This is a genomic window from Ruegeria sp. H7, from assembly GCF_056532945.1.
In genome coordinates, this window is record NZ_JBQFNZ010000001.1 from 418922 (window position 1) to 444298 (window position 25377).

Annotated in this window: 22 protein-coding genes; 9 read left to right on the forward strand and 13 right to left on the reverse strand. The window is 59.3% G+C overall.

Annotated features, from left to right (window positions below):
- The first annotated feature begins 36 nt into the window (after positions 1–36).
- Positions 37–1920, forward strand: coding sequence for an SLC13 family permease (locus ACR0AC_RS01935; protein ID WP_480625770.1), 1884 nt, complete (start codon positions 37–39; stop codon positions 1918–1920).
- Positions 1921–1939: 19 nt separating this feature from the next.
- Here the strand turns inward: ACR0AC_RS01935 and ACR0AC_RS01940 are convergent, their stop codons facing one another.
- Positions 1940–2902, reverse strand: coding sequence for a LysR family transcriptional regulator (locus ACR0AC_RS01940; RefSeq protein WP_480581914.1), 963 nt, complete (start codon positions 2900–2902; stop codon positions 1940–1942).
- Between the two features lie 128 nt (positions 2903–3030).
- On the opposite strand from ACR0AC_RS01940, the gene ACR0AC_RS01945 reads away from it, so the two are divergent.
- The 6 genes from ACR0AC_RS01945 (at position 3031) to ACR0AC_RS01970 (ending at position 10216) form a co-directional block, all read left to right on the forward strand.
- Entirely contained in the window at positions 3031–4038 is a 1008-nt protein-coding gene (locus tag ACR0AC_RS01945; RefSeq protein WP_170451802.1) for a TAXI family TRAP transporter solute-binding subunit, read from the forward strand.
- A gap of 81 nt (positions 4039–4119) precedes the next feature.
- On the forward strand, positions 4120–6333 hold the full coding sequence (locus ACR0AC_RS01950; protein WP_480780356.1) for a TRAP transporter permease: 2214 nt from the start codon (positions 4120–4122) through the stop codon (positions 6331–6333).
- 4 nt (positions 6334–6337) lie between these two features.
- Positions 6338–7576, forward strand: coding sequence for an FAD-dependent oxidoreductase (locus ACR0AC_RS01955; protein ID WP_170451807.1), 1239 nt, complete (start codon positions 6338–6340; stop codon positions 7574–7576).
- Between the two features lie 43 nt (positions 7577–7619).
- Complete coding sequence (locus ACR0AC_RS01960) at positions 7620–8360, forward strand: aspartate/glutamate racemase family protein (RefSeq protein WP_170451809.1); 741 nt, start codon at positions 7620–7622, stop codon at positions 8358–8360.
- Between the two features lie 85 nt (positions 8361–8445).
- The gene (locus tag ACR0AC_RS01965; protein WP_480871737.1) at positions 8446–9183 is read left to right on the forward strand and encodes a TSUP family transporter; all 738 of its coding nucleotides are present in this window, start codon (positions 8446–8448) and stop codon (positions 9181–9183) included.
- Positions 9184–9202: 19 nt separating this feature from the next.
- Entirely contained in the window at positions 9203–10216 is a 1014-nt protein-coding gene (locus tag ACR0AC_RS01970) for a D-cysteine desulfhydrase family protein (protein ID WP_480871738.1), read from the forward strand.
- A gap of 46 nt (positions 10217–10262) precedes the next feature.
- Here ACR0AC_RS01970 and acdA read toward each other — a convergent pair whose 3' ends face one another.
- The gene (acdA, locus tag ACR0AC_RS01975) at positions 10263–11483 is read right to left on the reverse strand and encodes a 3-sulfinopropanoyl-CoA desulfinase (protein ID WP_480871739.1); all 1221 of its coding nucleotides are present in this window, start codon (positions 11481–11483) and stop codon (positions 10263–10265) included.
- Between the two features lie 112 nt (positions 11484–11595).
- On the opposite strand from acdA, the gene ACR0AC_RS01980 reads away from it, so the two are divergent.
- Positions 11596–12477: a LysR family transcriptional regulator gene (locus ACR0AC_RS01980; protein ID WP_480871740.1), complete on the forward strand. Its 882-nt coding sequence runs from the start codon at positions 11596–11598 to the stop codon at positions 12475–12477.
- 46 nt (positions 12478–12523) lie between these two features.
- Here the strand turns inward: ACR0AC_RS01980 and ACR0AC_RS01985 are convergent, their stop codons facing one another.
- The 9 genes from ACR0AC_RS01985 to ACR0AC_RS02025 all read right to left on the reverse strand — a co-directional run bounded on the left by ACR0AC_RS01985 (position 12524) and on the right by ACR0AC_RS02025 (position 22109).
- Positions 12524–13627 (reverse strand): Gfo/Idh/MocA family protein, encoded by a 1104-nt coding sequence (locus tag ACR0AC_RS01985; RefSeq protein WP_170517439.1) that lies wholly within the window; start codon positions 13625–13627, stop codon positions 12524–12526.
- The gene (locus ACR0AC_RS01990; RefSeq protein ID WP_480871741.1) at positions 13624–14694 is read right to left on the reverse strand and encodes a Gfo/Idh/MocA family protein; all 1071 of its coding nucleotides are present in this window, start codon (positions 14692–14694) and stop codon (positions 13624–13626) included. The genes ACR0AC_RS01985 and ACR0AC_RS01990 overlap by 4 nt, the downstream gene beginning before the upstream one ends.
- A gap of 14 nt (positions 14695–14708) precedes the next feature.
- Positions 14709–15716 carry an ABC transporter permease gene (locus tag ACR0AC_RS01995; protein ID WP_170451824.1) on the reverse strand — a complete coding sequence of 336 codons (1008 nt, stop codon included), beginning with the start codon at positions 15714–15716 and terminating at the stop codon, positions 14709–14711.
- The gene (locus ACR0AC_RS02000) at positions 15713–16651 is read right to left on the reverse strand and encodes an ABC transporter permease (RefSeq protein ID WP_170451826.1); all 939 of its coding nucleotides are present in this window, start codon (positions 16649–16651) and stop codon (positions 15713–15715) included. Before ACR0AC_RS02000 ends, ACR0AC_RS01995 begins: the two co-directional genes overlap by 4 nt.
- Positions 16648–18132 (reverse strand): sugar ABC transporter ATP-binding protein, encoded by a 1485-nt coding sequence (locus tag ACR0AC_RS02005; RefSeq protein WP_480871742.1) that lies wholly within the window; start codon positions 18130–18132, stop codon positions 16648–16650. Before ACR0AC_RS02005 ends, ACR0AC_RS02000 begins: the two co-directional genes overlap by 4 nt.
- Before the next feature lie 75 nt (positions 18133–18207).
- On the reverse strand, positions 18208–19236 hold the full coding sequence (locus tag ACR0AC_RS02010; RefSeq protein ID WP_170451830.1) for an ABC transporter substrate-binding protein: 1029 nt from the start codon (positions 19234–19236) through the stop codon (positions 18208–18210).
- Between the two features lie 53 nt (positions 19237–19289).
- Positions 19290–20204: a sugar phosphate isomerase/epimerase family protein gene (locus ACR0AC_RS02015; protein ID WP_480871743.1), complete on the reverse strand. Its 915-nt coding sequence runs from the start codon at positions 20202–20204 to the stop codon at positions 19290–19292.
- Between the two features lie 10 nt (positions 20205–20214).
- Positions 20215–21369 (reverse strand): Gfo/Idh/MocA family protein, encoded by a 1155-nt coding sequence (locus tag ACR0AC_RS02020; RefSeq protein WP_480871744.1) that lies wholly within the window; start codon positions 21367–21369, stop codon positions 20215–20217.
- 11 nt (positions 21370–21380) lie between these two features.
- Complete coding sequence (locus ACR0AC_RS02025; protein WP_170621430.1) at positions 21381–22109, reverse strand: SDR family oxidoreductase; 729 nt, start codon at positions 22107–22109, stop codon at positions 21381–21383.
- Between the two features lie 195 nt (positions 22110–22304).
- Here ACR0AC_RS02025 and ACR0AC_RS02030 point away from each other — a divergent pair, with 195 nt between their 5' ends.
- The gene (locus ACR0AC_RS02030) at positions 22305–23339 is read left to right on the forward strand and encodes a LacI family DNA-binding transcriptional regulator (protein WP_480871745.1); all 1035 of its coding nucleotides are present in this window, start codon (positions 22305–22307) and stop codon (positions 23337–23339) included.
- A 1-nt stretch (position 23340) separates the two neighbouring features.
- On the opposite strand, the gene ACR0AC_RS02035 is transcribed toward ACR0AC_RS02030, so the two are convergent.
- Together ACR0AC_RS02035 and ACR0AC_RS02040 are read right to left on the reverse strand one after the other, a co-directional pair.
- A complete protein-coding gene (locus tag ACR0AC_RS02035) occupies positions 23341–24120 on the reverse strand; it encodes an oxidoreductase (RefSeq protein WP_170621426.1) in 780 nt (259 codons plus the stop codon).
- Positions 24117–25154, reverse strand: a complete 1038-nt coding sequence (locus ACR0AC_RS02040; RefSeq protein ID WP_480871746.1) for a LacI family DNA-binding transcriptional regulator — start codon at positions 25152–25154, stop codon at positions 24117–24119. The genes ACR0AC_RS02035 and ACR0AC_RS02040 overlap by 4 nt, the downstream gene beginning before the upstream one ends.
- Positions 25155–25377: the final 223 nt, after the last annotated feature.

Consider the following 25377-nt stretch of genomic DNA (forward strand, 5'->3'; position numbering starts at 1 on the left):
TTAAAACGAAAAGAAGACAAAGTTACCGAGAACTCTGTGGAACAGGTTGTTTTTACGTTCGAGATGGGAGTCGTTTGCGCGCTGTTGGCGTTTACCGTGTTCCTGTTTGTTTCAGAAATCGTCAGGATTGATCTTTCGGCCATATTGGTGCTCGTTCTGGTCGGCCTGCTGAGCTATGCGCCGGGTCTTGAGAACCTGGCGGATGTCTCTCACCTTTTCGATGGGTTTGCGTCAAACGCCGTAATCTCGATCATCGCGGTCATGATCGTGGGTGCCGGGTTGGACAAGACCGGCATCATGAACAAGGTCGCGGCTGTCATTCTGAAATACGGCGGTACTGCTGAAAACCGGGTGTTGCCAATCGTTTCGGGCACGGTCGGCGTTATCTCATCCTTCATGCAAAACGTGGGTGCAGCGGCGCTGTTCCTTCCTGTTGTCAGCCGCATATCCTCACGGTCCGGTATTCCGCTTTCGCGTCTGCTGATGCCGATGGGCTTTTGCGCCATCCTTGGCGGCACGATGACGATGGTCGGGTCATCGCCGCTGATTTTGCTGAACGATCTGGTTGTGACCGCGAACGAAGGGCTGCCGGACGATCAGAAAATTCAGCCGTTTGGACTGTTCTCGGTCACTCCGATTGGTGCGGCGCTGATCCTGACCGGGATCGCGTATTTTCTACTGCTTGGCCGATGGGTGCTGCCCGGCGACACAGGATCCGACAATACCGGCACCAGCCAAGGCACGCAGGAATATCTGCAACGGGTCTACGGCCTGAAAGCAGATGTTTTCGAGGTTGTGGTCCCCGCAGACAGCCCCTTAGTCGGTCAGGTGTTGGCTGACATCAACCACGAAAACCACCTGTATATCATCTCGACCTTCTATCGCGGCAAAACATCGATGGTGCAGGTTCTGACGGCCGAAATTGCCGCGCCATGTCGGTTGGCCATCATCGGGCGCCGCTGGGTGGTAGAGGAATTTGCCCAGAAGTTTGGACTGAAGGTCCTGCCCGAGTTGGACATTTTCGTCGAAGAATTCGCACCCACAAATGCCGGTATTGCCGAAGTGGTCGTGACACCCGACAGCAAACTGATCGGGAAATGCCCCCGCGAGTTGTTGTTCCGCAAGACCTACGGAATGTCCCTGCTGGCCATCCACCGGGGCGAAGAGACACTCAGCCATGTCGAAACGGACACGCACGAGTCCACGCAGATCGGTCTCGAAACCTTCAAAGCAGGTGACATGCTGGTGGCACATACCAGATGGGACAACCTGATGCGGATCACGCAGGATCCTGACTTTGTCGTGGTCACATCCGATTTCCCTCAGGAAGAGTTGCGCCCGCAAAAGGTTGGCTGGGCGCTGGCCTTCTTTGCGATTTCCCTGTCGTTGATTTTGTTCACCGACGTGCGGCTGTCGCTGTGCCTGCTGACCGGTGCCGCCGGAATGATGCTGACCCGCGTGCTGAGCGTGGATGAGGCGTATCGCGCCGTGGGATGGAACACCGTTTTCCTGCTGGCCTGTCTGATCCCCTTGGGTCAGGCGGTGCAAAATACCGGCACGGCGGCGTGGATCGCCCAACAGATCATGGTTCTTTTGAATGGCTGGCCGATCTGGGCGCTGCAGGCCGGTGTCGCGATACTGGCCACAGCGTTTTCGCTTGTGATGTCAAATGTCGGGGCCACCGTATTGCTTGTGCCGCTGGCCGTGTCCATTGCAGTTGCCGCCGGAGGAAACCCGGCTGTTTTCGCCCTTACGGTGGCCATTTCCACCTCAAACAGCTTCATCATTCCGACGCACCAAGTGAACGCCCTGATCATGGGGCCTGCCGGCTACAAGGTCATGGACTTTGTGCGATCCGGCGGCGTGATGACGATACTGTTTTTGGTGGTTTCGATGTTGATGCTGAACTTGATTTACTAAGCTTGAAAAGCTGGCGACTTCATTCGCCACTCTGCTCAGAAATCATTTTGGCAGTTGGCTTGGCCCCCACGTCGTCAAGCATTCTGATAACTTCGGCTTTCCAACCTGCCTTGATCTTCAGGGCCAGTTGCGACGGCGGGCGGTGTTCCGGTTCCAGAATTGCGTATTCATACCGAAGGGGGTTTGCGAACGGCAGGAACACAACCTTTCCGGCAGACAGGCCCAGTTCCTGTTCCGTCGCGACGGTCAAAGGGTCCACGATTGTGCAGCATTGGCCCGAGCTTACAAACGGGATAAGGGGCAGAAAATACTGGCAGGTCACTGTCGAGTTGTAGCGGGCTGATACCTCCTGAAACTTGCTGCGAATCTTGTGCTGGAACGGGTGCGTTGCGTGCAGCCCACCCATCGGAACCCCGTCGAGGTCCGAGATCGAGATACTGCCGCGCGCAGCCAGCGGGTTGTCCCGGTCAATGGCACAGAAACAATCGGCCCGGATCAGCTCGGCTGAATATTGCGGCTCTTTCCCAGTCGCGTGTTCGAAATCGGCAAAGCCAAAGTCGATATTCTGCGTCCCGGCAAGCTCTATGATCTGGGGAGAACTGCGGGTGGACAGCGTGATGCGGATCTCCGGGTTTTCTCCGACCGACTGGCTGATGAAACGCGGGAACAGAAAGGCCGAAGGCCCCGGCATCGTGGCGATGTTCAGGCTACCGGAATGGCCCTTGATCAACCCCTCCATCGTGCTGGAGATTGCGGCGAGACGGTCCAGAATGCCGGTGGTTTCGGCCAGCAGGTAGTGCGCCTCGGGAACCGGAACCAGCCGCCTGCCCTTACGCTCGAACAAGGTCAGGCCAAGGGTTTGTTCCAGGTTCTTCAGGGCCAGGCTGATCGCGGGCTGGGTGCGGTTCAGTTTTCTGGCGGTCTGAGAGATGGAGCCGGTTTCCATCACCTCGCGAAAGACTGTGAGCTGCGTCAGGTTCATTCCTGTCGTATAAGCCAAACTTTAGTTTTGTGAAATATAACAAATTTGTATTTATGCCATTTGTCTTTACGCTTTTGGGATCGAGGTTCGGTCAAACCGAATCCCACGAACCAACAACGGAGACGACGATGAAACTCGTGAAATGCCTGACAGGTCTGGCTTTGGCTGGCGCGCTGGCCGCCCCAGCGCTGGCGCAGGATCCGACCTTTTTCCGTATCGGCACCGGCGGGGCCGGTGGAACCTATTTCCCCATTGGTGGCACCATCGCAAACGGTATCTCTGCCCCTCCGGGCTCGCGCCCCTGCGAGGAAGGCGGCCAATGCGGCGTGCCCGGTCTGATTGCCATCGCGCAATCCACCACAGCGTCGGTGTTCAACAACGCCGCCGTCCAGAATGGCGAGCTTGAGGCCGGTCTGGCCGCAGCCGACGTGACCCGCTCGATGTATCTGGGCGAGGGTAAGTTCGAAGGCAAGCCCCACCCCAACCTGCGCATCGTCGCGAATCTGTTCCCCGAGGACCTGCATCTGGTGCTGCCAGCCGGTCAGACGATCAATGATCTGAGCGATCTGGAAGGCAAGCGCGTGGGTATCGCGCAGGCCGGTTCCGGCACGCAGGTTGCCGTGTTGCAGATGCTGGACGCCTGGGGCGTCAATCGCGACAACATGGACGAGGCCGAGCTGAACAACAGCCAAAGCGCCGAGCGTCTGGCCGATGGTCAGCTTGACGCCTATTTCTACGCCGCAGGCTGGCCGGTTGCCGCGATGGTGCAGCTGTCCTCGACCAAGGGGATGAACCTGCATTCCTTCACCGACGAGGATATGGCCAAGATCAATGAGATCATCCCGGCCTATATCCCCTCGACCATTCCGGGTGGCGTTTATGAAGGCATCGACGGTGAGACCAAGACCCCTGCGGTCAGCGCGATGCTGGTTGTGTCCTCGGAATTGTCCGACGAACTGGTCTATGGCCTGACCAAGGCGCTGTGGAACGACAACACCCGCAAGCTGCTGGACAATGGCCACGCCAAGGGCAAGCAGATCACGGCTGAAACCGCGCTGGACGGTGTCGAGGCTTTGGGTGTTCCGCTGCATCCGGGGGCCGAGAAGTTCTATAAAGAAGCCGGTCTGCTTCAGTAATCGCAACCGACTGAAACCTGTCGCCGGTGCCCCTTATGCGGGGCACCGCATTCTGGAATTACGCGAAATCAGGGGGCCATCATGTCCGAGACCCAGAAACTTGATGACCACGAACTGACAGCCGAGGAACTGGCGGCCATCGAGGAACAGTTCGACGAAGGTGCCGCCGTCCGCCAGGTCACGCCCGCAATGGGCAAGGTGCTGCGCGTCGTTGCCCTGATCTTTGCGTTTTATGAATTTTTCACCGCAGGCTTCGGCCTGCCTGCCGATCACTGGCATATGGGTATCTATCTGGCCCTGCTGTTCATTCTGGTCTACGCCACCATTCCGATTGTCGGGGCCAAAAGCCTCTATGCCCTCAAGATCAGCCGCTTTCGGATCGGAAACATCCCCCTTTATGATCTGGTTTTCATGGGGTTCGGCATCGTCGCCGCGCTGTATGTGGGCGTTGCCTGGCGCGGCATCCCGGCTCTGGGGATCGAGGAACAGACATTCCGCATGGGCAACCCGAACGGCTATGACGTGTTCCTTGGCGTCGTCATCATCCTGCTGGTGCTGGACATCGCCCGCCGCACGCTGGGCTGGGTGCTGCCGCTGATCATCTGTGTCTTCATCTCATACGCGCTGTTGGGGCCGTATTTCCCCGGCTTGCTGCAACATCCCGGAGTAAATTTCAAAACCTTCGTGTCGTCGATGTATTTCCCGCAGGAAGGCATCTATGGCGTCACGCTGTGGGTGGTTTCGACCATCGTCTTCCACTTCGTCCTGTTCGGCGTCATCGCACAGCGCACCGGGTTGGGGCAGCTTTTCATCGACAACGCAACGATTTTGGCGGGCCGTTATACCGGCGGTCCTGCCAAGGTGTCGGTGGTATCCTCGGCGTTTTTCGGCACGATCTCGGGGTCTTCGGTGGCCAACACCGTGTCAACCGGCGCGCTGACCATTCCCAACATGAAGCGCCTTGGATACCCCGGCCATTTTGCAGGCGGGGTCGAGGCCGCGTCCTCGGCCGGGGGTCAGATCACCCCGCCGATCATGGGGGCCGCTGCCTTCATCATGGCCGAGTTCCTCGAGGTCCCCTATACCACCATCGTTATCGCCGCGATCTTCCCGGCGATCCTGCACTATGTCGGCGTCTTTGCCGTGGTGCACCTGATGGCGCGCAAGCTGAACCTGAAAGGCTTGGCGAAAGAGCAACTGCCCCAGCTCAAGGCCGTTTGGGCCGAGGGCTGGGCCAATATCGTGCCGTTGATCGGCCTACTGGTCGTACTGTTTACAGGCTACACGCCGTTCATGTCCGCCTTCTGCGGCATATCACTGGCGGTGATTGCGGGCATGTCGCGGCTGAGACACCCTCCGACACTGATCTACGCGGCGGCGTTCCTGGCCTTTGTGCTGTGGAAATTCTCGGATGGCGGGTTCGACCTGACCATGACGGCCATTCTGTGTGGCCTGTCGCTGATCGCGACCCTTAACCCCCAGAAACGGATCGAAGTGCCCGAGATGCTGGCCGCGGTTGAACTGGGCGTGAAATACTCGCTGGCCGTGGGGGCCGCCGCTGCCGCTGTCGGCATCGTGGTGGGTGTGATCAACACCACCGGCATCGGTTTCCGCATTGGTTTCATGGTGACGCAGGGCGCGGGCAATTTGGCGGCGGATCTCTACAACATGATCTCGTTCGGCAGTTTCCAGCTGTTTGCCATGGAAGACCTGCAATTGTTCATCTCGCTGGTATTCATTGCCATCGTTTGCATCCTGATGGGCGCAGGCATCCCGACCACCGCGCTTTACATCATGCTGGTCTCGGTCGCGCAGCCCGCGCTGGCCCAGCTTGGCGTCCCGCCGATCGCCAGCCACCTGTTCGTGCTGTATTACGGCGTAGTGTCCGAGATCACGCCGCCTGTCTGCACATCCGCCTATGCGGCGGCGGCGATTGCCAACTCGAACCCGTTCCGAACCGGATTGTCGGCTTTCACCCTTGGGCTGGGCAAGGTCATCGCGCCCATGGCATTCGTCTATGCGCCGGTCCTGCTGTTCGTGTCCTCGACCGGGTTCAATCTGTGGGAGTTCACCTATACTGCCACCAGTTGTATCGCCGGGGTCGTGGCCCTGTCGGCGGCGGTGGTGGGCTATTGGCTGAAGCCGTTGAACATGGTGTCACGCATCCTGATGGCCATCGCCGGGGTGATCTTTGTCGCGCCAAGCCTGACCGCCGATCTGATCGCGCTGGCCGTGGCCGCTCCGGTCATCGTCACCCAACTGATCGCGCGCAACCGCAGTCATTCCCCGGCCTGATGCTATGACAGAACAGGTGACCATCATCGGCGCAGGGATCGTCGGCATTTGTTGCGCCCTTTCGCTTCAGGAACGCGGCATTCAGGTGCGCCTGATCGACCGGGGGGAACCGGGACAGGAGACCTCGTTCGGGAATGCGGGCGTGATCTCGCCCTGGTCGATCATCCCGCAGGCCATGCCCGGGGTGTGGAAGCAACTGCCCCGGATGCTGCTGAACCCCCAAAGCGCCTTGTCAGTGCGCCCGAGTTTCTGGCCAAAGATGATCCCATGGGGCCTGCGGTTTCTTGGCAATTCGAGCGAGAGCAAAGTGCGCAGCACGTCAGAGGCGATGGAACTGCTGTGCCGCCCTTCGATCGACCTCTACCGCAAGCACCTGAATGGAACGGGGCACGAAGGCCTGATCACCGACAGCTATTATGTGCACGCGTTTCGCCGCGCGGAAGATGCCAACCTGAACGGTCTGGATTATCAAATCCGCAAGGAAAAAGGCGGGCAGATCGAACGGGTCGACGGGGCCGAGCTTCGGCGTATTGAACCGGCTTTGTCCCGGGATTTCAAAGCCGCCGTGTTGATCAAGGGACAGGCGCGGGCGCTGTCTCCGGGCCGCATTGGCGCAGTGCTGGCCGAGAAAGCCCGCACTCAGGGTGCCGAGTTTGTAAGAACCGAAATCAAGGCAATCTCGCAAGCCCCTGATGGGCGCTGGGACCTGACGACCTCGGACAAGACGATACAGGCCTGCCACGTCGTCATGGCCGCCGGGGTGTGGTCGGCAGACCTGCTGAAACCGTTGGGCATCAAGCTACCGCTGGTGGCCGAGCGCGGGTATCATATCGAGTTTCCGGACGCCCACAGCACGCTCAGCCATTCGGTGATGGACGTGGACGCAAAGATTGTCGCCAGTTCCATGCAGGACGGCCTGAGGGTTGCGGGAACGGCCGAGTTTGCCGAGATCGACGCCCCCCCGGACCCGCGCAAAAAGGCGCTGCTAACCCAACAGGCGCAGGCGATGATGCCCGATCTGAACCTGCAGGGCGCGCGCTTTTGGATGGGGCGGCGTCCGTCCTTTCCCGACAGCCTACCGGCCATTGGTCAGGTGAACGGAAAATCGGGCCTCTACGCCGCCTTCGGGCATTCGCATTACGGATTGATGATGGCCCCAAAGACCGGAGAGCTGGTGGCCGATCTTCTGTCCGGTCGGCGGCTCAACATCGATCTCGATCCGTTTTCACTGGGGCGGTTCTAGGCACCCTGCCCGCGCCGCAGCTTGGCTAAAGAAAGGAACACCCATGCCGGTTTTCAATGGCGGACAAAATATCTGCGGCGCGTCCATTGGCGTGCTGTGTCTGGAAAGCTATTTCCCCAAGCCGCCCGGCCATATCAAGAACCCGTCCAGCCTGCCCTTTCCTGTGCTTTATGAAATGATCGACGGCATCACCGTGCCGGACCTGTTGAACGACCCCAAGCCCGAATTGCTGGACCCGTTCATCAAAGGCGCACAACGGCTCGAGGCCGAAGGCGTGCGCGCAATCACCGGCAGTTGCGGTTTCCTTGCCTTGTTTCAAAAGGAACTGGCCGCCTGCGTCTCGGTCCCGGTGTTTGCCTCAAGCCTGATACAAGTGCCGCTGGCGTTCCACATGACCGGGGCCAAAGCGCCTGTTGGCGTGTTGACCGCAGATGCCCGGGCTCTGACGCCCCGGCATTTCGAAGGCGTCGGAGCCGCAAACATCCCCGTCGCCGTAAGAGGGCTGCAAGACACCGAAGAATTTGCCGAGGTGATCCTGCGGAACACGCGGACACGCATGGACACCGACCTGATCGAGGCCGAAGTTCTGCAAGCCGCCCGTGATCTGCAACGCGAAACGCCGGACATCCGGTCTGTGGTGCTGGAGTGCACCGACTTGCCGCCCTACGCCGCGCAAATACAGGACGCGCTGAAGCTGCCGGTCTTTGACCTGACGACGCTGGCGCAGATGGCGCACGCGGTTTCGGTGCGGTCTGCGTATTCTGGCATTATGCCTTGGGCTTGATCATTCGTTGCCTCGACGCTCGCTTTTGGGCCGCCTCCAAACTAGACGTTAACGTGGATCGATGAGGCGATGAGCGTGGCAAAAGGTGTTTGAAGTTTCTCTGGAACTGTCCTTGTTGATGATCGCCGTTTTTCTGGGCGCCTTGCTTCAGGTTGGCATCGGCATCGGGTTCAGCATTCTGGCCGGTCCGCCCATGATGATCCTGCTGGGGACGGCGACAGCGGTTCCGGCGCTTTTGCTGCTGAACACAATCGTTTCGGTGGTCGCCACGGACTGGCGCATCGTCACGGTCGAACGACGCACAATCACAACGGCGATTTTGGGCTGCCTGATTGGCGTGGTTGCGGGGCTGATGGTCTATCCATGGCTCAGCGAAGCCTTCGTGCTGGCCCTGACCGGATTGCTGTTGCTGATCGGCGTTGTCACGACCCTGCTTCCGATGCGGAACGCGATTGGTGCGACCGGCTTTACCGCCGTGTCCGGGCTGTCGGGTTTGGCAACCGTCTGGGCGGCGACACCCGGGCCATTGATGGTGTTCGGGCTGATCGCGCGGGGTTTTGAGGCCCGTGCGGTGGCCCTGCTGGTTCAACCCATCGCGCTGGTCGCCTATGGCGCGGCGTTTCTGCTGCATGGCCTTTCCGATTGGCAATCGATTCCACTCGGCCCCCGGCTGTTGGCTTTCGCGGGCATCGCAATTTTCGGCAGTCTGGTCGGACGCGCAGTCAGATCGCGCCTGCCCCAACCCCTTGTCAGAACCGCGATCCGGGCCATCTCGCTTGTGGCCTGCTATGTTCTTTTCCAACGCGCGTATCTTGTCGCATGAACTTTACAGGTCGAATCCGATGACACAGGATCTTCTCTCAAAATTCCCAAGGGCCCGCTTCATGACCGGCGCGACGCCGGTTGAGCGTCTGGACCGGATGTCTGACAAGCTGGGGATCGACCTTTGGCTGAAACGCGATGACCTGACCGGGCTAGGTTTTGGCGGCAACAAAACCCGGCAGCTTGAGTTCTACTTTGGCGACGCTCAGGCACAGGGCGCGGATACCGTTCTGATTACCGGGGCGGTTCAGTCCAACTATGTCCGCTCGGCCGCGGCAGCAGCGGCGCGGCTTGGCATGACATCCATCCTGCAACTGGAAGAGCGTGTTCCGGATATGGGGCCGGACTATTATCAATCCGGCAACGTGTTGCTGGCCCGGATCCTTGGGGCCGAACACATGCACTATCCCGTTGGTGAAGACGAAGCCGGGGCAGACGCTGCCCTGCACGCCCGGGCCGAGGCGCTGCGGGCGCAGGGGCGCAAACCCTATGTCATCCATCTGGGCCTGCATCAACCGCCACTGGGCGCGCTTGGCTATGTTGCCGCCGGGCAAGAACTGTGCCAGCAGATGCGGAATTTTGACGCTGTTGTAGTCCCTTCGGGCAGCGGTGCGACCCATGGCGGGTTGCTGACGGGTATCAGAACCAGCGGCGTGTCCGCGCCGGTTTATGGCATCTGCGTTCGCCGAAACAGCGCGCTGCAACAGGAGCGGATGGTGACGGTCCTTGAACTGCTGTCGGACCTTCTGGGCATTGATCCGGCAAGTGTGGTGAATGACGTCCGAACATCGGACACCGCGCTGGCCCCCGGCTATGGCAGGCTGGGGCCAAAATCCCGTGCCGCACTGGAACTGATGGCACGGACCGAGGGGGTGTTCCTCGACCCCGTCTATACGGCCAAGACTTTTGCAGGACTGATTGATCTGGTTGAGCAAAAACAGATCAAGCCCGGGCAAAAGGTGGTGATGATCCATACCGGAGGGCTGCCCGCCCTATTCGGTTATCAGAATGAACTCGGCCCCGCACACGACTGACACGGCCATATGATTCCGCATCGCGTGGTTTAATACATCACAAGCTTTATTCAGCGGCGAGGTTTTGCATCGAGAGGTCCTGTTCCAGATACCCATCCCGCGTTTGCGGGCATTTTATGCCCAAAGCGGAACTGGCGATCTGATTGCGCAAAATCTGCGCGGTTCCGCCGCCGATCGTGAACATCCGGACATCCCGGTACATGCGCTCCAGTGGCTCACGGTCGCTATAGCCGCGCGCTCCGAACATCTGTAGCGCGTCGTTCACGACCTTGATCGCCATTTCCGACGCGAAGAGTTTTGCCCGCGCCGCTTTGACCAAATCTGGAAACTGGCCTTGGGCACCGGTTCGTGATCTTGCAGCGTCTTGCAACATCAGACGCGCCGCGTGGACCTGCGTGTCCATGTCAGCCACCATCCATTGCAGCCCCTGAAACTCTGCCAGGGGTCGTCCGAATTGCTGGCGGTCCAGCAGATAGCGTTTCGCCCGTTCCAACGCTCCGGCGGCCACGCCCATCGCAATCGTGCCTGCACCAACCCTTTGCGAATTATACGCCTGCATCAAGTCGGCGAACCCGCGCCTTAACCCGGAAGGGGGCTTCAAAAGCCAATCCTCATGCACCTTGAGGTTGGTGAACTTCAATTCCGCCTCGGGCATGCCACAAAGACCAAGTGTGTTTTCGCGGCCGGTGATCTCAAGCCCCTCCGGCAGGTCCGCGTTCATCGGATCGGCAAATACAATAAAGCCACCAATGCCCATCTCATCGCCCGCTTCATCAATCACACGGGCAAAAATCAGGTGCAGCTTTGAAACACCGCCGCCGGTGATCCAGTGCTTCCGGCCATTTATGACATAGGTGTCGCCTACCTTCCGGGCCGTCGTCTGCATATCGGTCGCCGCACTGCCTGCGTCCGGCTCGGTAATGCAAATCGCCGGTTTGTCCCCCGCCAGAACATGAGAGGCACAGAACGCCTTTTGCTGTTCGGTGCCATAGGCCATGACCGCGCTGATGCCGCCCATATTCGCCTCGACCACAACACGGGCGGTCAGCGTGCACACTTTTGCGATCTCTTCGACCACTTCCACAACGTCGAGGAAACTTGCCCCCTGACCGCCAAACGCCGTTGGGATCGTCATTCCCATGATCCCGACTTCTGTCAGGGCGGTGACATTGCTCCAGCAATAGCTGCGGGTTTTGTCCCAATGGGCGGCCCGCGCGACGAACACGGGCGCGAGGTCTTTGGCTGTTTCGACAAATCGATGAGTCATTGCGGGACTCCTGTGCGGCACTTCACGAAAGCGTGATAACCTCAAGGTAACAGAAGCTGTAGTTCAGAAAAACAAACTTACATTTGATATCTAATTCAGGTATACTGAATTTATGCAAACACGTTCCCTAAAAAGTCTTGTTAAGATCTCTCACGTTCAGTCTTTCAGCGACGCGGCGGAACAGCTTGGAATGACATTACCTGCGCTCTCTATGCAGATGAAATCATTAGAGGAAGCTTTAGGGGCCGAGCTGTTCGACCGCTCGGTCAGACCACCGCGCCTTACACCAGTTGCGCGCGCAATCGTCGAAGAGGCGGTTCCTTTGCTGCGGCACGAAGACAATCTGATCGAGATATGCCGACAAGGCGGAGGGCTGGCAGGCAAGTTTCGTTTGGGGTTTGTCACCACAGCGGCGGTGCGCCTGCTGCCCGGATTTCTTCAGACCGCCAGTCGGGAATTGCCGCAGGCCTCGTTCGAATTCGAAACCGGTTTGTCTGCCAGCTTGCAGCAAAAAGTCGTCTCGGGGCTGCTGGATGCGGCGATCATCACCGACGCAGATGGTCTGCCCAGCCAACTGGCATCCGAAGTTTTGCGGCAGGAGCCATTTGTATTTGCAGCCCGCAAAGACCTTCTCGATCAAGGTTTGCCCAGTTTGTTGTCCGAAGGCGTGTTCTTCCACTTCATGCCGGATACCGGGATCGGGAAGCTGATCGCGCGGGTGATGGTCAGCCATGAACGCCCTGCCCAGTCCAAGACTGTCGTACTGGATAATCTTGAGGCCATCATGGAATGCGTCTCGGCCGGGTTAGGCTTTACGCTGCTGCCTGTCCCTGACGTCGAACGCTACCGCGCGCCGGACCTGGTTGTGCTGGATGCCAAAGCCACGATGCAGCGCAAACTGGTTCTTGTCACGTTGCGCGACAGCGTTCTGGACCGGTACCGGAGCGAACTGGCATCCTCGCTGGGCCGCACTTCGAACGATGGTGTCACATAGTCCCGTCGATTTCCCCTCAAATCGAGGGATAGGTGCGCCCTGATGGTTACATCGGCGGTTCAATCTCGACAGGTTGGCCGCTGCGCTGCGATTGGATTGCAGCAAATGTCAGCGCCAGAGATTTCAGATTGCTCCGGGCGGAATTGTCCGGTGAGCGATCTTCTTCGATGGCGCAAAGCAACTCGCCCATTGCGCCTTGAAACCCGTCATTGAACCAGGCGCCCTGCAACGCGGGCCGGCTATACCCATCTGCAGTCGTCAGGGTGATCGTTTGCTGCCCTAGGTCTGCTCCGGTTGAGGATATGCTTCCCTTGGTGCCGGAGATATAGGTCGTGTCCAGTGGCCCGTGTTGCGTGCTGCCGTCGAAAACCAGACTGGCCTGCCCCTGTTCCAGACTGACCACGGCCTGCGCCAATAACGGCACCTTGTTATCCTGCCCCCGCGCGTGAGAGGCGCTGGCGAACACCGATTTCGCCCGGTTGCCAACAATAGAAGACACGAAATCGAACCAGTGAATCCCGAAGTCATACAGGATCAAATCCTCGATTTCGTCGAACGGCGTGCCTGCGGTCCAACCATGGTTCCAGTGAATGGAGGTGTGGACGGACTGGACATCTCCGATATGCCCAGCGCGACACGCTTCGCGCATCCAGGCCATGTGCGGCGACCATCGTCCATTCTGGTTAACCGCAAGCTTCACGCCTTGTTTGTCGGCCAGTTCTACCAGCGTTTTTCCGGTTGTCAGATCGGATACAAAGGGTTTCTGGCTTAGAACATGCTTTCCCGCTTTCAGAGCAGCCTCGATTACTGGCGCACGTATGTCGGTGGGCAGAGTTATGTCGATGATGTCTATTTCGCGGTCTTCCAAAAGGTCTTGATAGCGTTCAACAATGCGGGCATCAGGAAAGAACTCTGCCGCTTTGCCTTCCGCTTTTGCACGGCTTCGGTTCCATAGCGCCACGACATCCCAACCCGCAGTGCGGTATGCATCCAGATGGCTGTTCGAAATACCTCCCGTTCCGATCATGCCGATCCGAGGGCGATAGGTTCGGGGGTTTGGTGGAAGGTAATCGACCTCGGGCGCGTTGATCTGCGGCAAGTCCTTGGATTTCAGCGCGTAGGTGTCTGTGTCGGCGGCATCGTCGCTCATGGCAGCAGTTCCAATGTGCGTTTTTCGGCGGCGGATTGAACGGCTGTGTCCACGATCCTCTGCGCCGTCAGGCACAATTGCGGATTCAGCGGACCGGCCACCGCTTCGCCGCGGCTGATGCAGCCCAGAACGTACTCGATTGCGTTTGTCTGGCCTTTGGGCAGCGGATCAGCAGGGATTTCATGCCGCTCTGGCCGGGCGCGGGTTTGGACGGTCACGTGGTCGGCATAGTCGGGCGAAGAGATTGTTCCATCCGTGCCGACAAAGACAAACCCACAGGTAGGCTGCGGCTGAGTGGTCCACGGATCAGTAAACGTTCCCCAACGGGTTTCCATCTTGGACAAACCGCACGCATAGCGGCAGACAGCAATGGCATGTTGATCGACTTCGATACCGGGTGTTTCGTCGACGGTGCATGTCACCTCAATCGGGGCTTCCCCGTCCATGTACCACGTCCCCAGTGTCGCGCCGTATCCGAGGTAGTCCAGCAACGACCCGCCGCCCGAGGATTTCTTGTACCACCAAGAGGTTGGCTTTTCCTGTTCAACCTCTTCCGAGCTGACCTCGACCTTGTCGGCAAGGTGAAAAAGCGGGCCGCGATTGCCGTCGTAGAAATGCACCTCTCGCAACTCGCCGATCAGTCCTTCATCGATCAGGCGCTTGGCGGTAACGTGGCTTTCCACCCACCGCAAAGGCCAGTTGATGATCAGTTGTTTCCCGGTCCCGTCCATGGCCGCGATCATGCGGCGCGCGTCATCCGAGGACGCAGCGAATGGTTTTTCGACGAAGACATGCACGCCATGCGCTGCCAGTTTTTCAGTGTAATCGGCGTGGTCTGCCGTGGCGACGCATAAAACGGCCATGTCATAGGTTCCCGCGGCCATGCAGGCATCGAAATCGGTAAAAACCCGGTCTGGCGGAATATCGAAATTCTGGACCGCCGAAGCCATTTTCTGCCTGTCGGGATCATAGATACCGGCAATTTCCGCTTCAGGGTGTTCATGCACCATGCGGAGCAGATCGCCCATATGCATGTGGTCAAAGCTTATTCCAACAATCCGAAACATGGGCGTCCTCCGTTCTAACGGTTTCCCGTGATCCTGACATAGATGGCCGTCACCGCCAGGATGATCAGACCAAACAGCGCCGTTCTTGCGCCTTCGGGCATCTGCATCAGGGTCAGCATTGTATCCAGAACCCTGATGATCAAGGCGCCCACAATGGCACCCGCAAAACTGCCACGCCCGCCAAAGATCGAGGTTCCGCCGATCACCGCAGCCGCGACCGAGGGCAGCAGCAGCGGATTGGCAAGGCTCAGCGAGGTTTGCCGGATCATACCAAGATATAGCAACCCCGCGACCGCCGCGATCACCCCCGACAGCGCGTAGAGCGCCAGATAGACCTGCCAGGATTTGACGCCCGAAAGCTTGGCCGCGTTTTCGTTCGAGCCCAGCGCGAACAGCAACCTGCCAAAGCCGGTGAATCGCATCAGCCAGAAGATGAACAAGGCGAAGGGCACAAACAGAAACAACCCGTTGGGCATGGACAAGGTGCGCCCGGTTCCAAGCCACGCCAAAAAGGCCGGGATCTCGGACCCGGCATTGATCACCATCCGCTGATAGACCTGCAGACAGCCCGTGGCGATCAGGCCGGTGCCAAGGGTCATGATCAACGGATGCACCCGCACCAACCCAACCCCAAGGCCGTTGACGACCCCGACAACCAGACCGGAGGTCAAGGCGACCAGCACCGCAGGCGTCACGCCCCAGATCGAGGTCAGGGTGGCGCAGACAAAGGCCGCGACGGTTGCGACAATGCCCGCCGACAGGTCGATCCCGGCGGTCAGCATCGTCAGCACCTGACAAGCGGCCAGCATCGCAAGCGGTATTGCAAACTTGATCAAGTTGCCAACCCAGAAGGTCGAGACCAGCCCATCGCGCCCCGCCCTGAACGGCGTGACAATACCGGGCCGCATGAACTCCAGCACAGCGATCAGCAAGACCAGAAAGATCAAAAGCGGTATCACAGGATTATCCCGCAGATACCGTCCAAAGCGGACGACGGGTGGGTCATTCACGGCCATGCTCATCGTCTTGCTCCTCGCGCGGTGGCTGCGGTGCCAAGCAATACGACGGCCACCATGATCGTCCCTTCGATGATTGTCGTGACATTGGGGTCCACGGCCAGAAATGTCAGGATCGTGCGCACGATGCGCAGGATGAACACAGCGACAATCGGCCCAAGCAGCCCGCCGCGCCCGCCCCCCAGAACCACGCCGCCCAGAACAACGGCGGCGACCGAGGCCAACAGATAGGGTCCGGGCACCGGCTCACCAATGCCGGTCAGTGCCGCAAGGCTGAGCCCGCCGAAGGCACAGAAAAGCCCACAAATTCCGTAGGCTGCGATTTTGACGCGCCCGACGGACACCCCCGATCGAAAGGCCGCGCGTTCGTCTGATCCGGTTGCATAGATCGAGATACCAAGCTTGGATCGCCGAAGGGGCAGCCATACCACCGCAATACATCCGACCATGATGGCCAAGGCGCTAGGTACCCCAGGAATGACACTGCCGCGAATGCTCTGCTGAACCCAATCGGTGGTTGACCCGCCCGGCGTTTCCAGGATCAAAAGCGCGACGCCTTCCCAGACGAACAACATCGCCAGCGTCACCACGATGTCAGGTACTCGGGTCAGAACGATGAGGGCGCCGTTGATCAGCCCCATCGCCAACCCGATGCCAAGCACGATCACGATGGCCGGTAGTCCGGACATCCGCTCCATCAGCACAGCGGCAGAGACGGCACATACAGCCATCATCGATGCAACTGACAGATCGATCCCGCCGACGATCACCACCACCGCCATGCCCGCCGTTGCGAAAGCAAAGGGCAATGCGGCGCGAGCAACACTTTCCAGCCCGGACGCACCAAAAGAGGGCTGTATGAGTTTGGTGACGGCCAGCAAAACCAGCAGCAACGCGACAAGACCCAGAAGCCAGGAGTGTTTGCGCAGGGTCTTGGTCACGCTGCACTCTCGTTTTCAGTTAGCCCATAAGCCGCGCGCAGCAGGGTTTGCTCGTCCGCGTCTTTGGCGTCGATCACATCCACAACACGGCCATTGAAAATGACCAGCGCGCGGTCGCAGGCCAGCGGCACCTCCTCCAGTTCCGAGGTATAGAACAGGACCGAGGCCCCGTTTTGCGCCAGTTCGCGCACCAGAGGGTAAATCTGGCGTTTGGTCCGCACATCGATCCCCCGCGTCGGATCAAACAGCAACAGCGTCTCGACCCCCGTGGCAAGCCATCTGCCAATGGTCACCTTCTGCTGGTTCCCGCCCGATAGGCGCTGCACCTCACCCTGCGCGCGCGTATCGATCTGTAGCTTCTCGATGGCGTAATCGACCCGCTCACGCTCTCGCCGCAGGTTCAGTTGGCCCCAATCCCGCAGGCGGGCCGAGAACGGCAGGGCGATGTTTTCTTTGACCGATCGTTGGGCCAACAGCGCGTCGGCCCGGTCACCCGGCACAAAAGTCAACCCGGCCGAGATCGCATCGGCAGGGTGCCTGAACCCAACCTGCGATCCGTTCACCTCGATCACCCCGGCAGTCGGAGGCAGAAAGCCGGCCAGACAGTCGAACATCTCATCCTGCCCCTGCCCTTCAAGCGCCACAACGCCAAGCACCTCGCCCGGGTGAAGGTCGAACGAGATATTCGACACCTTCGGCGCAATCGCCAGATTTCGAACAGACAGGCGCGGATTGCCTTGCGCGACAGAACTCGCGCCGTTGTTTTCGCGATCCCCAAGGTCCAGTTTCTGACCCAGCATCAGTTCAACGGCCCGTTCTTCGACGCCCGGCTCAATTCTCAGATCACCAACGGTCATCCCGTCGCGCAGAACCGAGGCCCGGTCGCACAGCTCAGAGATTTCGCTGAATCTGTGCGACACGTAAATGACACCCATGCCCTGATTTGCCTGCTCGCGCACAACCGTCAGTACCCGCTCAACCAGATCGGTTGGCAGCGCGGCTGTCATCTCATCCAGCAAAACCACATCCGGCTCGGACGCCAAGGCACGCGCGAGGTCCAGAATACGCAAAGTGGCAAGCGGCAGGTCTGCGATCAGGTCCGAGAGGTTCAGCTGTTCAATCCCAAGCTCACTGACCCAATGCCTGAATGGCGCAAGTGGTGTATCGGTCAGCCGCAGGTTATCGGCCACATCCAGATGGGGGATTAGTGAGGGTTCCTGATAAACCGGAACAAGGCCCGATTTGCGCGCCTCGGCCGGGCTGCCAACGCGGGCCACCTGTCCCCGGATCAGCACCTTGCCGCTATCCGGCCTCAAGGCGCCGGTGATGATTTTCACGAAGGTGGATTTCCCGGCGCCGTTTGCCCCCATCAGGGCGACCACCTCGCCCTTGGAGACGCTCAGATTGGCATCGGTCAAAGCACGGACAGCACCAAAGTTCTTGGCAATCCCGGACGCGTCGAGAAGGTGTGTTTCGGTCATCGGTGCCCACTATTCCAACTTGGTTGCCCCCTGCCCGATCCGGGCAGGGGGAATTCACGCAAGGCCAGACCGCTTTTAGCTGTCGCCCGGCCCTTTGCATTCGATGATCTGTTCCATCGAGTAGTCCGTCCAACCGGGAACCGTGACCGAGACGGGCCATTCGGGATCAAGGTTGGGGTTTTGCGCCGCAGTGATGGTTGCAACACCGTCATCCGTGGCGTTTTCCCACAGCACCGGGTCCACCAGAACGGTTTTGTCGTCGGGCGCGTTGCCGTTCAGAATGTCGACGGCCAGAGCGATCCCTGCCCCGCCAACAGATCCGGGATTGGTCACCGCGGCCCCTTGCAGGCCGTCAACTTCGGTCAGGTACTGCACGAACCCGGCATTGTCCGCGCCGACGATGGGCACCAACGGCGCGCCGGATTCCACGAAGGCATCTACGATCACGTTGTCAATTCCGCTGGTCCACACACCGTTGAACGGAATGCCCGTGGCCAGAAAGTCAAACATCTGCTGTTTGCCCTGATCCTGCTGCCAGCCGGTAAACACCTCGTGCACCACATTGATGCCGTCATATTCGGCCAAGGCGCGCTTGAACCCATTGTCGCGGTCGGTATCGGCAGACACCCCCGCGATGCCGCGCATATAGACCACGTCACCCGAGCCGCCCAATTGCTCGAACAGCCATTTCGCACCCAGATAGGCGTATTCTTCTTGATTGTTCGACAGGATATACGCGCCATCCGCCGTCACGCCAGCATCCACGGCGACCACGACAATGCCCTTCTCCATCGCCGCATCCAGCGCCGAATTCAAAGCGTCCGGGTTTGACGGGTTCAGAACAATCGCATCCACACCCGCTTCGATCAGGTTGTTGATGTCCTCCAACTGTCCGGCTGAATCCGTATTGCGATGCGCCACGATCAGGTTGGACACATCCTCTTCGACCAGAGCCTGAGCCCGCATGGCGCAGATCATCTGTTCGCGCCAGCCATTGCCCTGCACGGTGTTGGACACACCGATCGTGTAATCGGCAGCAAACGCCGCCGGTGTGAACGCCGCAGCAACAGCTATGGCCGCCGCACCTGTGAGTAGCTTTTTCATTGTAGTACCTCCCATTTGAACACTCAGTGATATGTCCGGGGCTTTTCGCCCTTCTATTTGATGAACGGTTGCAGCACGTCGCGTGCCAGCAAGAACCCGCGCTTTATCTTTTCGTCGGTCCCTTCAAACAGCCTGTCCTCATGCTCGATGATGACAGGGCCATCGTATCCGAACCGGTATAGCCCCGAGAAAAAGTCGGACCAGTCGACATCGCCCAGACCGCAAAGGCGCGGCACCTGCCACCCCATGCCCGCCGACATGATCCCGTGTTCATAAAGCCCGTCGTGATCCACCATCAGGTCCTTGGCATGGACATGCGCGATATGCGGGCCGAATTCCTTGATGAACCGGGTCTGATCGATGAACTGCCAGATCAGGTGAGACGGGTCGAAGTTCATCCCGACATCGTCGCCCCATTCCTCGAAAATCCTGCGCCAGATCTTCGGCGAATAGGCAATGTTATGACCGCCGGGCCATTCATCGTAGCTGAAGATCATCGGGCAGTTTTCAAAGCACAGGCGAACACCCTGCCCACGGGCATGATCGACGATGGGTGAGATGATCTGCTGCGCCCGCTCCCAGTTCCGGTCCACATTCAGGGTTCTGTCGCCGCCGACAAAGGTGTTGACCACCGACAGGCCCATCGTGCCTGCGGCAGAAATTACCTTTTTCAGGTGTTCGATCACCTCGTCCCGGTGCGACGTGTCCGCATGCAAAGGGTTGGGGTAATATCCAAGGCCCGAGATTTCGATACCCATTCCGGTCAGCGCATCCACGATCTCCTTGCCCTGCGCGGCCGTCAGCCCATCGACATTGATGTGGCTCGTGCCCGCATAGCGCCGCTTTTCACCGCCGGAGGACGGCCAGCATGCGATCTCGAGCGCTGAAAACCCGTTGCCAGACGCCCATGTGGCAACGTCCATCAGGTCCGTATCTTCAAATGGCGCGGTCAGCAGTCCCAGTTTCATGTTGCCCCCCTTAAACCTCGTCCAGATCGACCCAGCGATCTTCGCGGGCCGATTTCACCACGGCATCGCAGAACCGCATTTCATAATGGCCGTCCTCAAACGTCGCCCAGGTGCTGTCCGGCCCGCGCTTGCCTGCGCAGACGTCAGTGTAAACGGCACGGAAGAAGTTGAAGAAACTGTCCGCAAACCCTTCGACATGACCGGGCGGCAAGGTCGCGGCGCGGGTGCCCGTGGCATTCATCAGCGTAAAATCCCGCATCAATATCTGATTGGCGTCGTCGCGATGCCCGATGAACAGGTGATCCGGCGTTTCGCTGTTCCACGCCGCACTGGCCGCGCTACCTGCAATATCCCAAACCAATGAGTTCTTGCGCCCGATATTGATCTGAGAGGTGGTCATTACGCCCTTCGCGCCGTCCTCGTACCGGATCATGATCGCCGAGGCATCATCGGTATCGACGGCCACAGTTTCGGTTGTCCCTTCGGCGCTGGAGAATGTTTCAACCGGGCCGGTCGGCCGCTGCCGTTCGGGCAGAAAGGTCGTCAGGTCGGCAAATACGGATTTAGCTTTCAGCCCTGTGACAAAACTCGTCAGATCAACCCAATGCGTCCCGATATCCCCGACCGAGCGCAACACGCCCCCTTTGTCAGCCTGCAACCGCCAGTTCCAGTCCGTTGGCTTTGCCAGCCAGTCCTGATGATAGTGGCCGGTCACAAAGCGGATGCGCCCCAACTCTCCCTGAGCGACCATTCCATGGGCTTGCTGGTTCAGGGGGTAAAAGCGGATGTTGTAACATACCGCGCAAACCTTCCCCGACGCGGCGGCCATCTCCACCATCTCAGCCGATTGCGCGCTGGTCATTGCCAGTGGCTTTTCACAGATCACGTGCTTTCCGGCTTTCAGGATCGCCATGACCTGCGGGAAATGGGCGTGGTTCGGGGACGTGACGTGGACCACATCAACACTGTCATCTGCCAGCAAGGCCTCCAACGAAGGATACGCTTGATGGACACCAATCTCAGCAGCCCGCGCCGATCCCCGTTCCGCTGACGACCCGAGCACGCCAACAACCTGCACTCCAAGACGATGCAGGGCCTGCACATGAACCGTTCCTATAAAGCCGGTTCCAATCACTGCCGCGCCGATGGCCGAGACATCAGACATTATCACCTCCTTCAGACAACCGAGTATCCTCCGTCCACGGGCATGCAGATGCCGGTTACAAACGCGGCTGCGTCCGAGGCCAGGAACAGCGCCGCGCCGACGATGTCGGCGGGCATTCCCCATCGGGACATCGGCGTTCGCGCCTCGACTGCGTCGACGAATTTCGGATCCTGTCTGGCCCTTGCGGATTGTTCGGTCACGATGAACCCTGGCGCGATGGCGTTCACGCGAATACCGTCTGCGGCCCATGCGACCGCCAGGGATTTGGTCAATTGCTCGACCCCCGCTTTGGACGAGCCATAGGCCGGGTTTTGCGGTGATCCAAAGCGGGCATACATCGACGCGATATTGATCACCCGACCCTTTCGGGCCAGAAGCGCGGTATGCAACGCCCGCGCGCATCGCATGGTTCCGACCAGATTCACATCCAGCACATGGCTGAAGAATCCGGGCTCCATTTCCTCGCCTCGCCGCGTGATCGCTGCGCAATTCACCAGCACATCCAATTCAAGGCGGTCGCGACCAAATGCTTCGACCGCGTCAGTGTCCACGACGTCGAGCTGGGTATAGGGGAACCGGGCGGCGTCTTCGGGCAGGCACTCTGGCTCGGCCCCTGTGATTTCGACCTCGGCACCGGCGTCTTTGAACGCGCGGGCAATGGCTGCCCCAATGCCACCCCGGCTGGCACCGATCACGGCGACCTGCGCGCCGGAGAAGTCGAACCGGGCCGCGGCAGTCAAACCGCCACCCCGGTCCACAGGTCGTTGTTGCCAGCTTTGGCGGCACGGATCATTACATTCCCCCGATTGCGAATTATGCGCCTGCAAACGATTACATTTGCAGAAATTCGCCCTTTTCAATCCTTGAAATCGATTACATAATCGACAGCGTCAGGGATTCGAGTCAACCGAAATCTCACTTTGCAATCAGGACCCATGATCCAGAAACCCGCAACCATTCAAGATGTCGCCCGCGAAGCAAGGGTGTCCACGGCCACTGTCAGCCGGGTTCTGTCCAACCCAGATGTCGTCAAGAAATCCACCAAAGATGCGGTCATGCAGGCGATCCAGAGCACGGGATACAGGGCAAACCAGGCGGCCAGAAACCTCAGGATGCAGCGCGCGAATGCGGTTCTGGTCCTTGTCCCGAATTTGGGCAAACCCTTCTATTCCGGTATTCTGGCGGGCATCAGTGAGGCGTTTTCTGGCACCGGTTATGCAGTTCTGATTACGGATACGGAAAGCAATCCGATCCACGATTCAACGCTGGCCGAGTATTTTCTAGATGGGCGCATAGACGGCGCGATTTCGCTGGATGGTCAGTTGTCGGATACAGTGCTGAACAAGTGCATTCAGGCCGGAGCCCGAGACAAAATCGTGTTCCTGTGCGAATGGGTCGAAGACCAGTCTTTTCCGGTGGTCAAAAGCGACAATGTCGAGGGGGCCCGGCTGGCAATCCGCCATCTGCACAACCTCGGCCACGAAAAAATCGCTCATGTCACCGGGCCGCAGGGCAATGTTCTGACAAGCGCACGTCGAGAGGGTATGGTGTCTGAGCGCGCACGTCTTGGCCTGCCTGCCCCGACCGAGTGGATCATTCGCGGTGATTTCTCGCTCGAATCCGGACACGAGGCCGCCGCGCGCATTCTGGCGATGGACGACAGGCCCACAGCTGTATTCTGCTCGGCCGATATGGTGGCATTTGGGCTGATCGCCGGGCTTCAGGCTGGTGGTGTTCGGGTGCCCGAGGATATGTCTGTTGTGGGTTTCGACGACATCGAGATGTCGGAATATTATGTGCCCGCACTGACCACGATCCGTCAGAACCGGCACTTTTTGGGTCAACGGGCCGCAAAACTTCTGCTTGATCGGCTCTCGTCGGGGCTTGGCGCAAATGAACCGGAAGCCCCGGTTCCTGTTGAACTGATCGAACGGGCCAGCACCGCGCCGCCCAAAACAGGCGGTAGGTAACCTAGCGCGGCGCGCCCAGAACCGACTGTTCAAGATCGACACATACGCCGGTCATCGGAAATGATTCAGGGCTTAGTAGGAATACGGCCAACCGAGCCGCTTCGTCGGGCATCAGCAACCGGCCCAACGGAAGCCCCTGCCCTGCCTGTTCCGCCCAATCCTGCGCTTGGCCCAAAGCACCGGTTTGCGTTTCATGCTCGGACTCAGTCAGCGCCCAACCCAGATTGATCCCGTTTACGCGAATAACATCGTGCAAATGCGCGTTGGCCGCATTCTTGGTCAATGTCTGCAACGCCCCTTTCGACGCCGCATAGATTGCCAGATCCGGCGCGCCGCAATGGGCATTCATAGATTGAATATTCACGATCCCTCCGCCAGACCCACGCGCTTGCATGTCCCGGATCGCTTCACCCATCAGCAGAAAAGGCGCGCGGGCGTTGACTGAAAAAATCTTGTCGAAATCCTGCGCTGTTCCGTCAAGAAAACTGGCGCGGTTCGTTAGTCCCGCAGCATTCACAAGGCCATCAATCCGACCAAAAGCGGCCCGCGCTGCCGCCGCGACATCCGCGCAAGCGCCAGCTTCGGCCAGATCGGCGACAATGGTCTTGGTCCGGGCAACGCCCGACAATTCCGCTGCAAGGCTTAGCAGACCGGCCTGGTCTCTGTCCGTCGCCAAAATCCGACGAACGCCCTGCGCAGCGGCCCGGCATGCGATCGCCCGGCCGATGCCTTTGGCGGCTCCGGTGACGACAAGCGCCATATCTTGCAGCCGGATACTCATGCCGACACCCGACCGGCTGGAATATTTTCCCTTAGAATGATCCTCGGCTCGATATGCTCCATCGGCAATTGGACAGGCCCCGACGCAATTGCCCCAAGCAGACGAATGACAGCTTGTTCCCCGATAAGATGAGCGTTCTGGTCGATCACCGCATGGATCAACCCTTCGGCCAACCAGCGCCGCGTGTCCTCTGTCAGGTCGTGCATGACGACAAGGGGCCGTTCGGCTTGTGGGATGGTTTCAAGCGCCTGCACCAGACCCTTCCGCCCCGCCCCCACGCAATAGACCCCAACCAGACGCGCGCCGGAACGATAAAGCCGCGTCAATTCGCGGTACAAACGCTCTCCATTCTCACCGGTCTCGACTGATGGCAAAGCGGTAAGCGTCGGGTAATATGCGGACAGGCAGGACCGAAACCCCAATTCCCGCTCGCTGTGTCCGTGATACGCATGCGTTCCAAAGAAAACTGCGACATCTCCGGCGCGGTCGCTGGCAGACATACCCAGTATCTGAGCCGCCGTGCGCCCGGCGACCATGTTGTTAACGCCGACATACCCTGAGCGCGGCGTTGCCAGCACATCCGACGCTAAAGTGACCACACGAATACCGGATTCACACATCCGCCGCAGGGCATCCCGGCTGCGCGGGTCGTCTGTTGCCACGACACCGATCCCGTCGGTATCTGGCGGCAGGTTGTCCAAAGCCTCGATCAGCGGGTCCGGGCCTATGCCGTCCAGCACCTGTATTCTGCAACTTTCGACCAAGGGCTGAGCGTCCGAGAACCGCGTGATGGCCCCGGCCATATCCTGTAGGAACGTATTGCCGCCAGTCGGGATGAGAAAGCTGAGCCGCGCAGGTCGCGAGGGCAGCGCCAGAATACCCTCGGACGGGAGATACCCTAAAAGCCGGGCCGCCCGCATAACACGCTGCCGGTTGGCGGCGCTGACGCCCTTGCGCCCGTTCAGCGCCCGGTCGACGGTCGCCGTCGAGACCCCGGCCCGTTTGGATATGTCAGCAATTGTGGCGCGCGTCATGCGCTTGCAGACCTCAATCGATTGCTTTGTCGCGGACCATACTGGCACGATAAAAGCCGCTCGTCCTGTTTTGAGGCATCAAATTACATCATTTTAGCGGTCTTGTTTTTCTAAATTACGCCTCTGCTGAGCCCAAACGCGATATGACCCGAAAATAGCTGATGTAATCTGATGGCCATGGCACTTGATGCGACAGGGTGATGTGCCAAAGCTGTCAGTGGAC

Excerpts from the sequence above, each read along its gene's own strand:
- ACR0AC_RS01960 (WP_170451809.1), top strand. The coding sequence starts at position 7,620 with ATGCCGGTTTTCAATGGCGGACAAAATATCTGCGGCGCGTCCATTGGC.
- ACR0AC_RS02015 (WP_480871743.1), bottom strand. The coding sequence starts at position 20,204 with ATGAAACTGGGACTGCTGACCGCGCCATTTGAAGATACGGACCTGATG.
- ACR0AC_RS01970 (WP_480871738.1), top strand. The coding sequence starts at position 9,203 with ATGACACAGGATCTTCTCTCAAAATTCCCAAGGGCCCGCTTCATGACC.
- ACR0AC_RS01950 (WP_480780356.1), top strand. The coding sequence starts at position 4,120 with ATGTCCGAGACCCAGAAACTTGATGACCACGAACTGACAGCCGAGGAA.
- ACR0AC_RS01955 (WP_170451807.1), top strand. The coding sequence starts at position 6,338 with ATGACAGAACAGGTGACCATCATCGGCGCAGGGATCGTCGGCATTTGT.
- ACR0AC_RS02020 (WP_480871744.1), bottom strand. The coding sequence starts at position 21,369 with ATGTCTGATGTCTCGGCCATCGGCGCGGCAGTGATTGGAACCGGCTTT.
- acdA (WP_480871739.1), bottom strand. The coding sequence starts at position 11,483 with ATGACTCATCGATTTGTCGAAACAGCCAAAGACCTCGCGCCCGTGTTC.
- ACR0AC_RS01980 (WP_480871740.1), top strand. The coding sequence starts at position 11,596 with ATGCAAACACGTTCCCTAAAAAGTCTTGTTAAGATCTCTCACGTTCAG.
- ACR0AC_RS02010 (WP_170451830.1), bottom strand. The coding sequence starts at position 19,236 with ATGAAAAAGCTACTCACAGGTGCGGCGGCCATAGCTGTTGCTGCGGCG.
- ACR0AC_RS01940 (WP_480581914.1), bottom strand. The coding sequence starts at position 2,902 with ATGAACCTGACGCAGCTCACAGTCTTTCGCGAGGTGATGGAAACCGGC.
- ACR0AC_RS01990 (WP_480871741.1), bottom strand. The coding sequence starts at position 14,694 with ATGTTTCGGATTGTTGGAATAAGCTTTGACCACATGCATATGGGCGAT.
- ACR0AC_RS02040 (WP_480871746.1), bottom strand. The coding sequence starts at position 25,154 with ATGACGCGCGCCACAATTGCTGACATATCCAAACGGGCCGGGGTCTCG.
- ACR0AC_RS01945 (WP_170451802.1), top strand. The coding sequence starts at position 3,031 with ATGAAACTCGTGAAATGCCTGACAGGTCTGGCTTTGGCTGGCGCGCTG.
- ACR0AC_RS02030 (WP_480871745.1), top strand. The coding sequence starts at position 22,305 with ATGATCCAGAAACCCGCAACCATTCAAGATGTCGCCCGCGAAGCAAGG.
- ACR0AC_RS01995 (WP_170451824.1), bottom strand. The coding sequence starts at position 15,716 with ATGAGCATGGCCGTGAATGACCCACCCGTCGTCCGCTTTGGACGGTAT.
- ACR0AC_RS01985 (WP_170517439.1), bottom strand. The coding sequence starts at position 13,627 with ATGAGCGACGATGCCGCCGACACAGACACCTACGCGCTGAAATCCAAG.
- ACR0AC_RS02035 (WP_170621426.1), bottom strand. The coding sequence starts at position 24,120 with ATGAGTATCCGGCTGCAAGATATGGCGCTTGTCGTCACCGGAGCCGCC.
- ACR0AC_RS02005 (WP_480871742.1), bottom strand. The coding sequence starts at position 18,132 with ATGACCGAAACACACCTTCTCGACGCGTCCGGGATTGCCAAGAACTTT.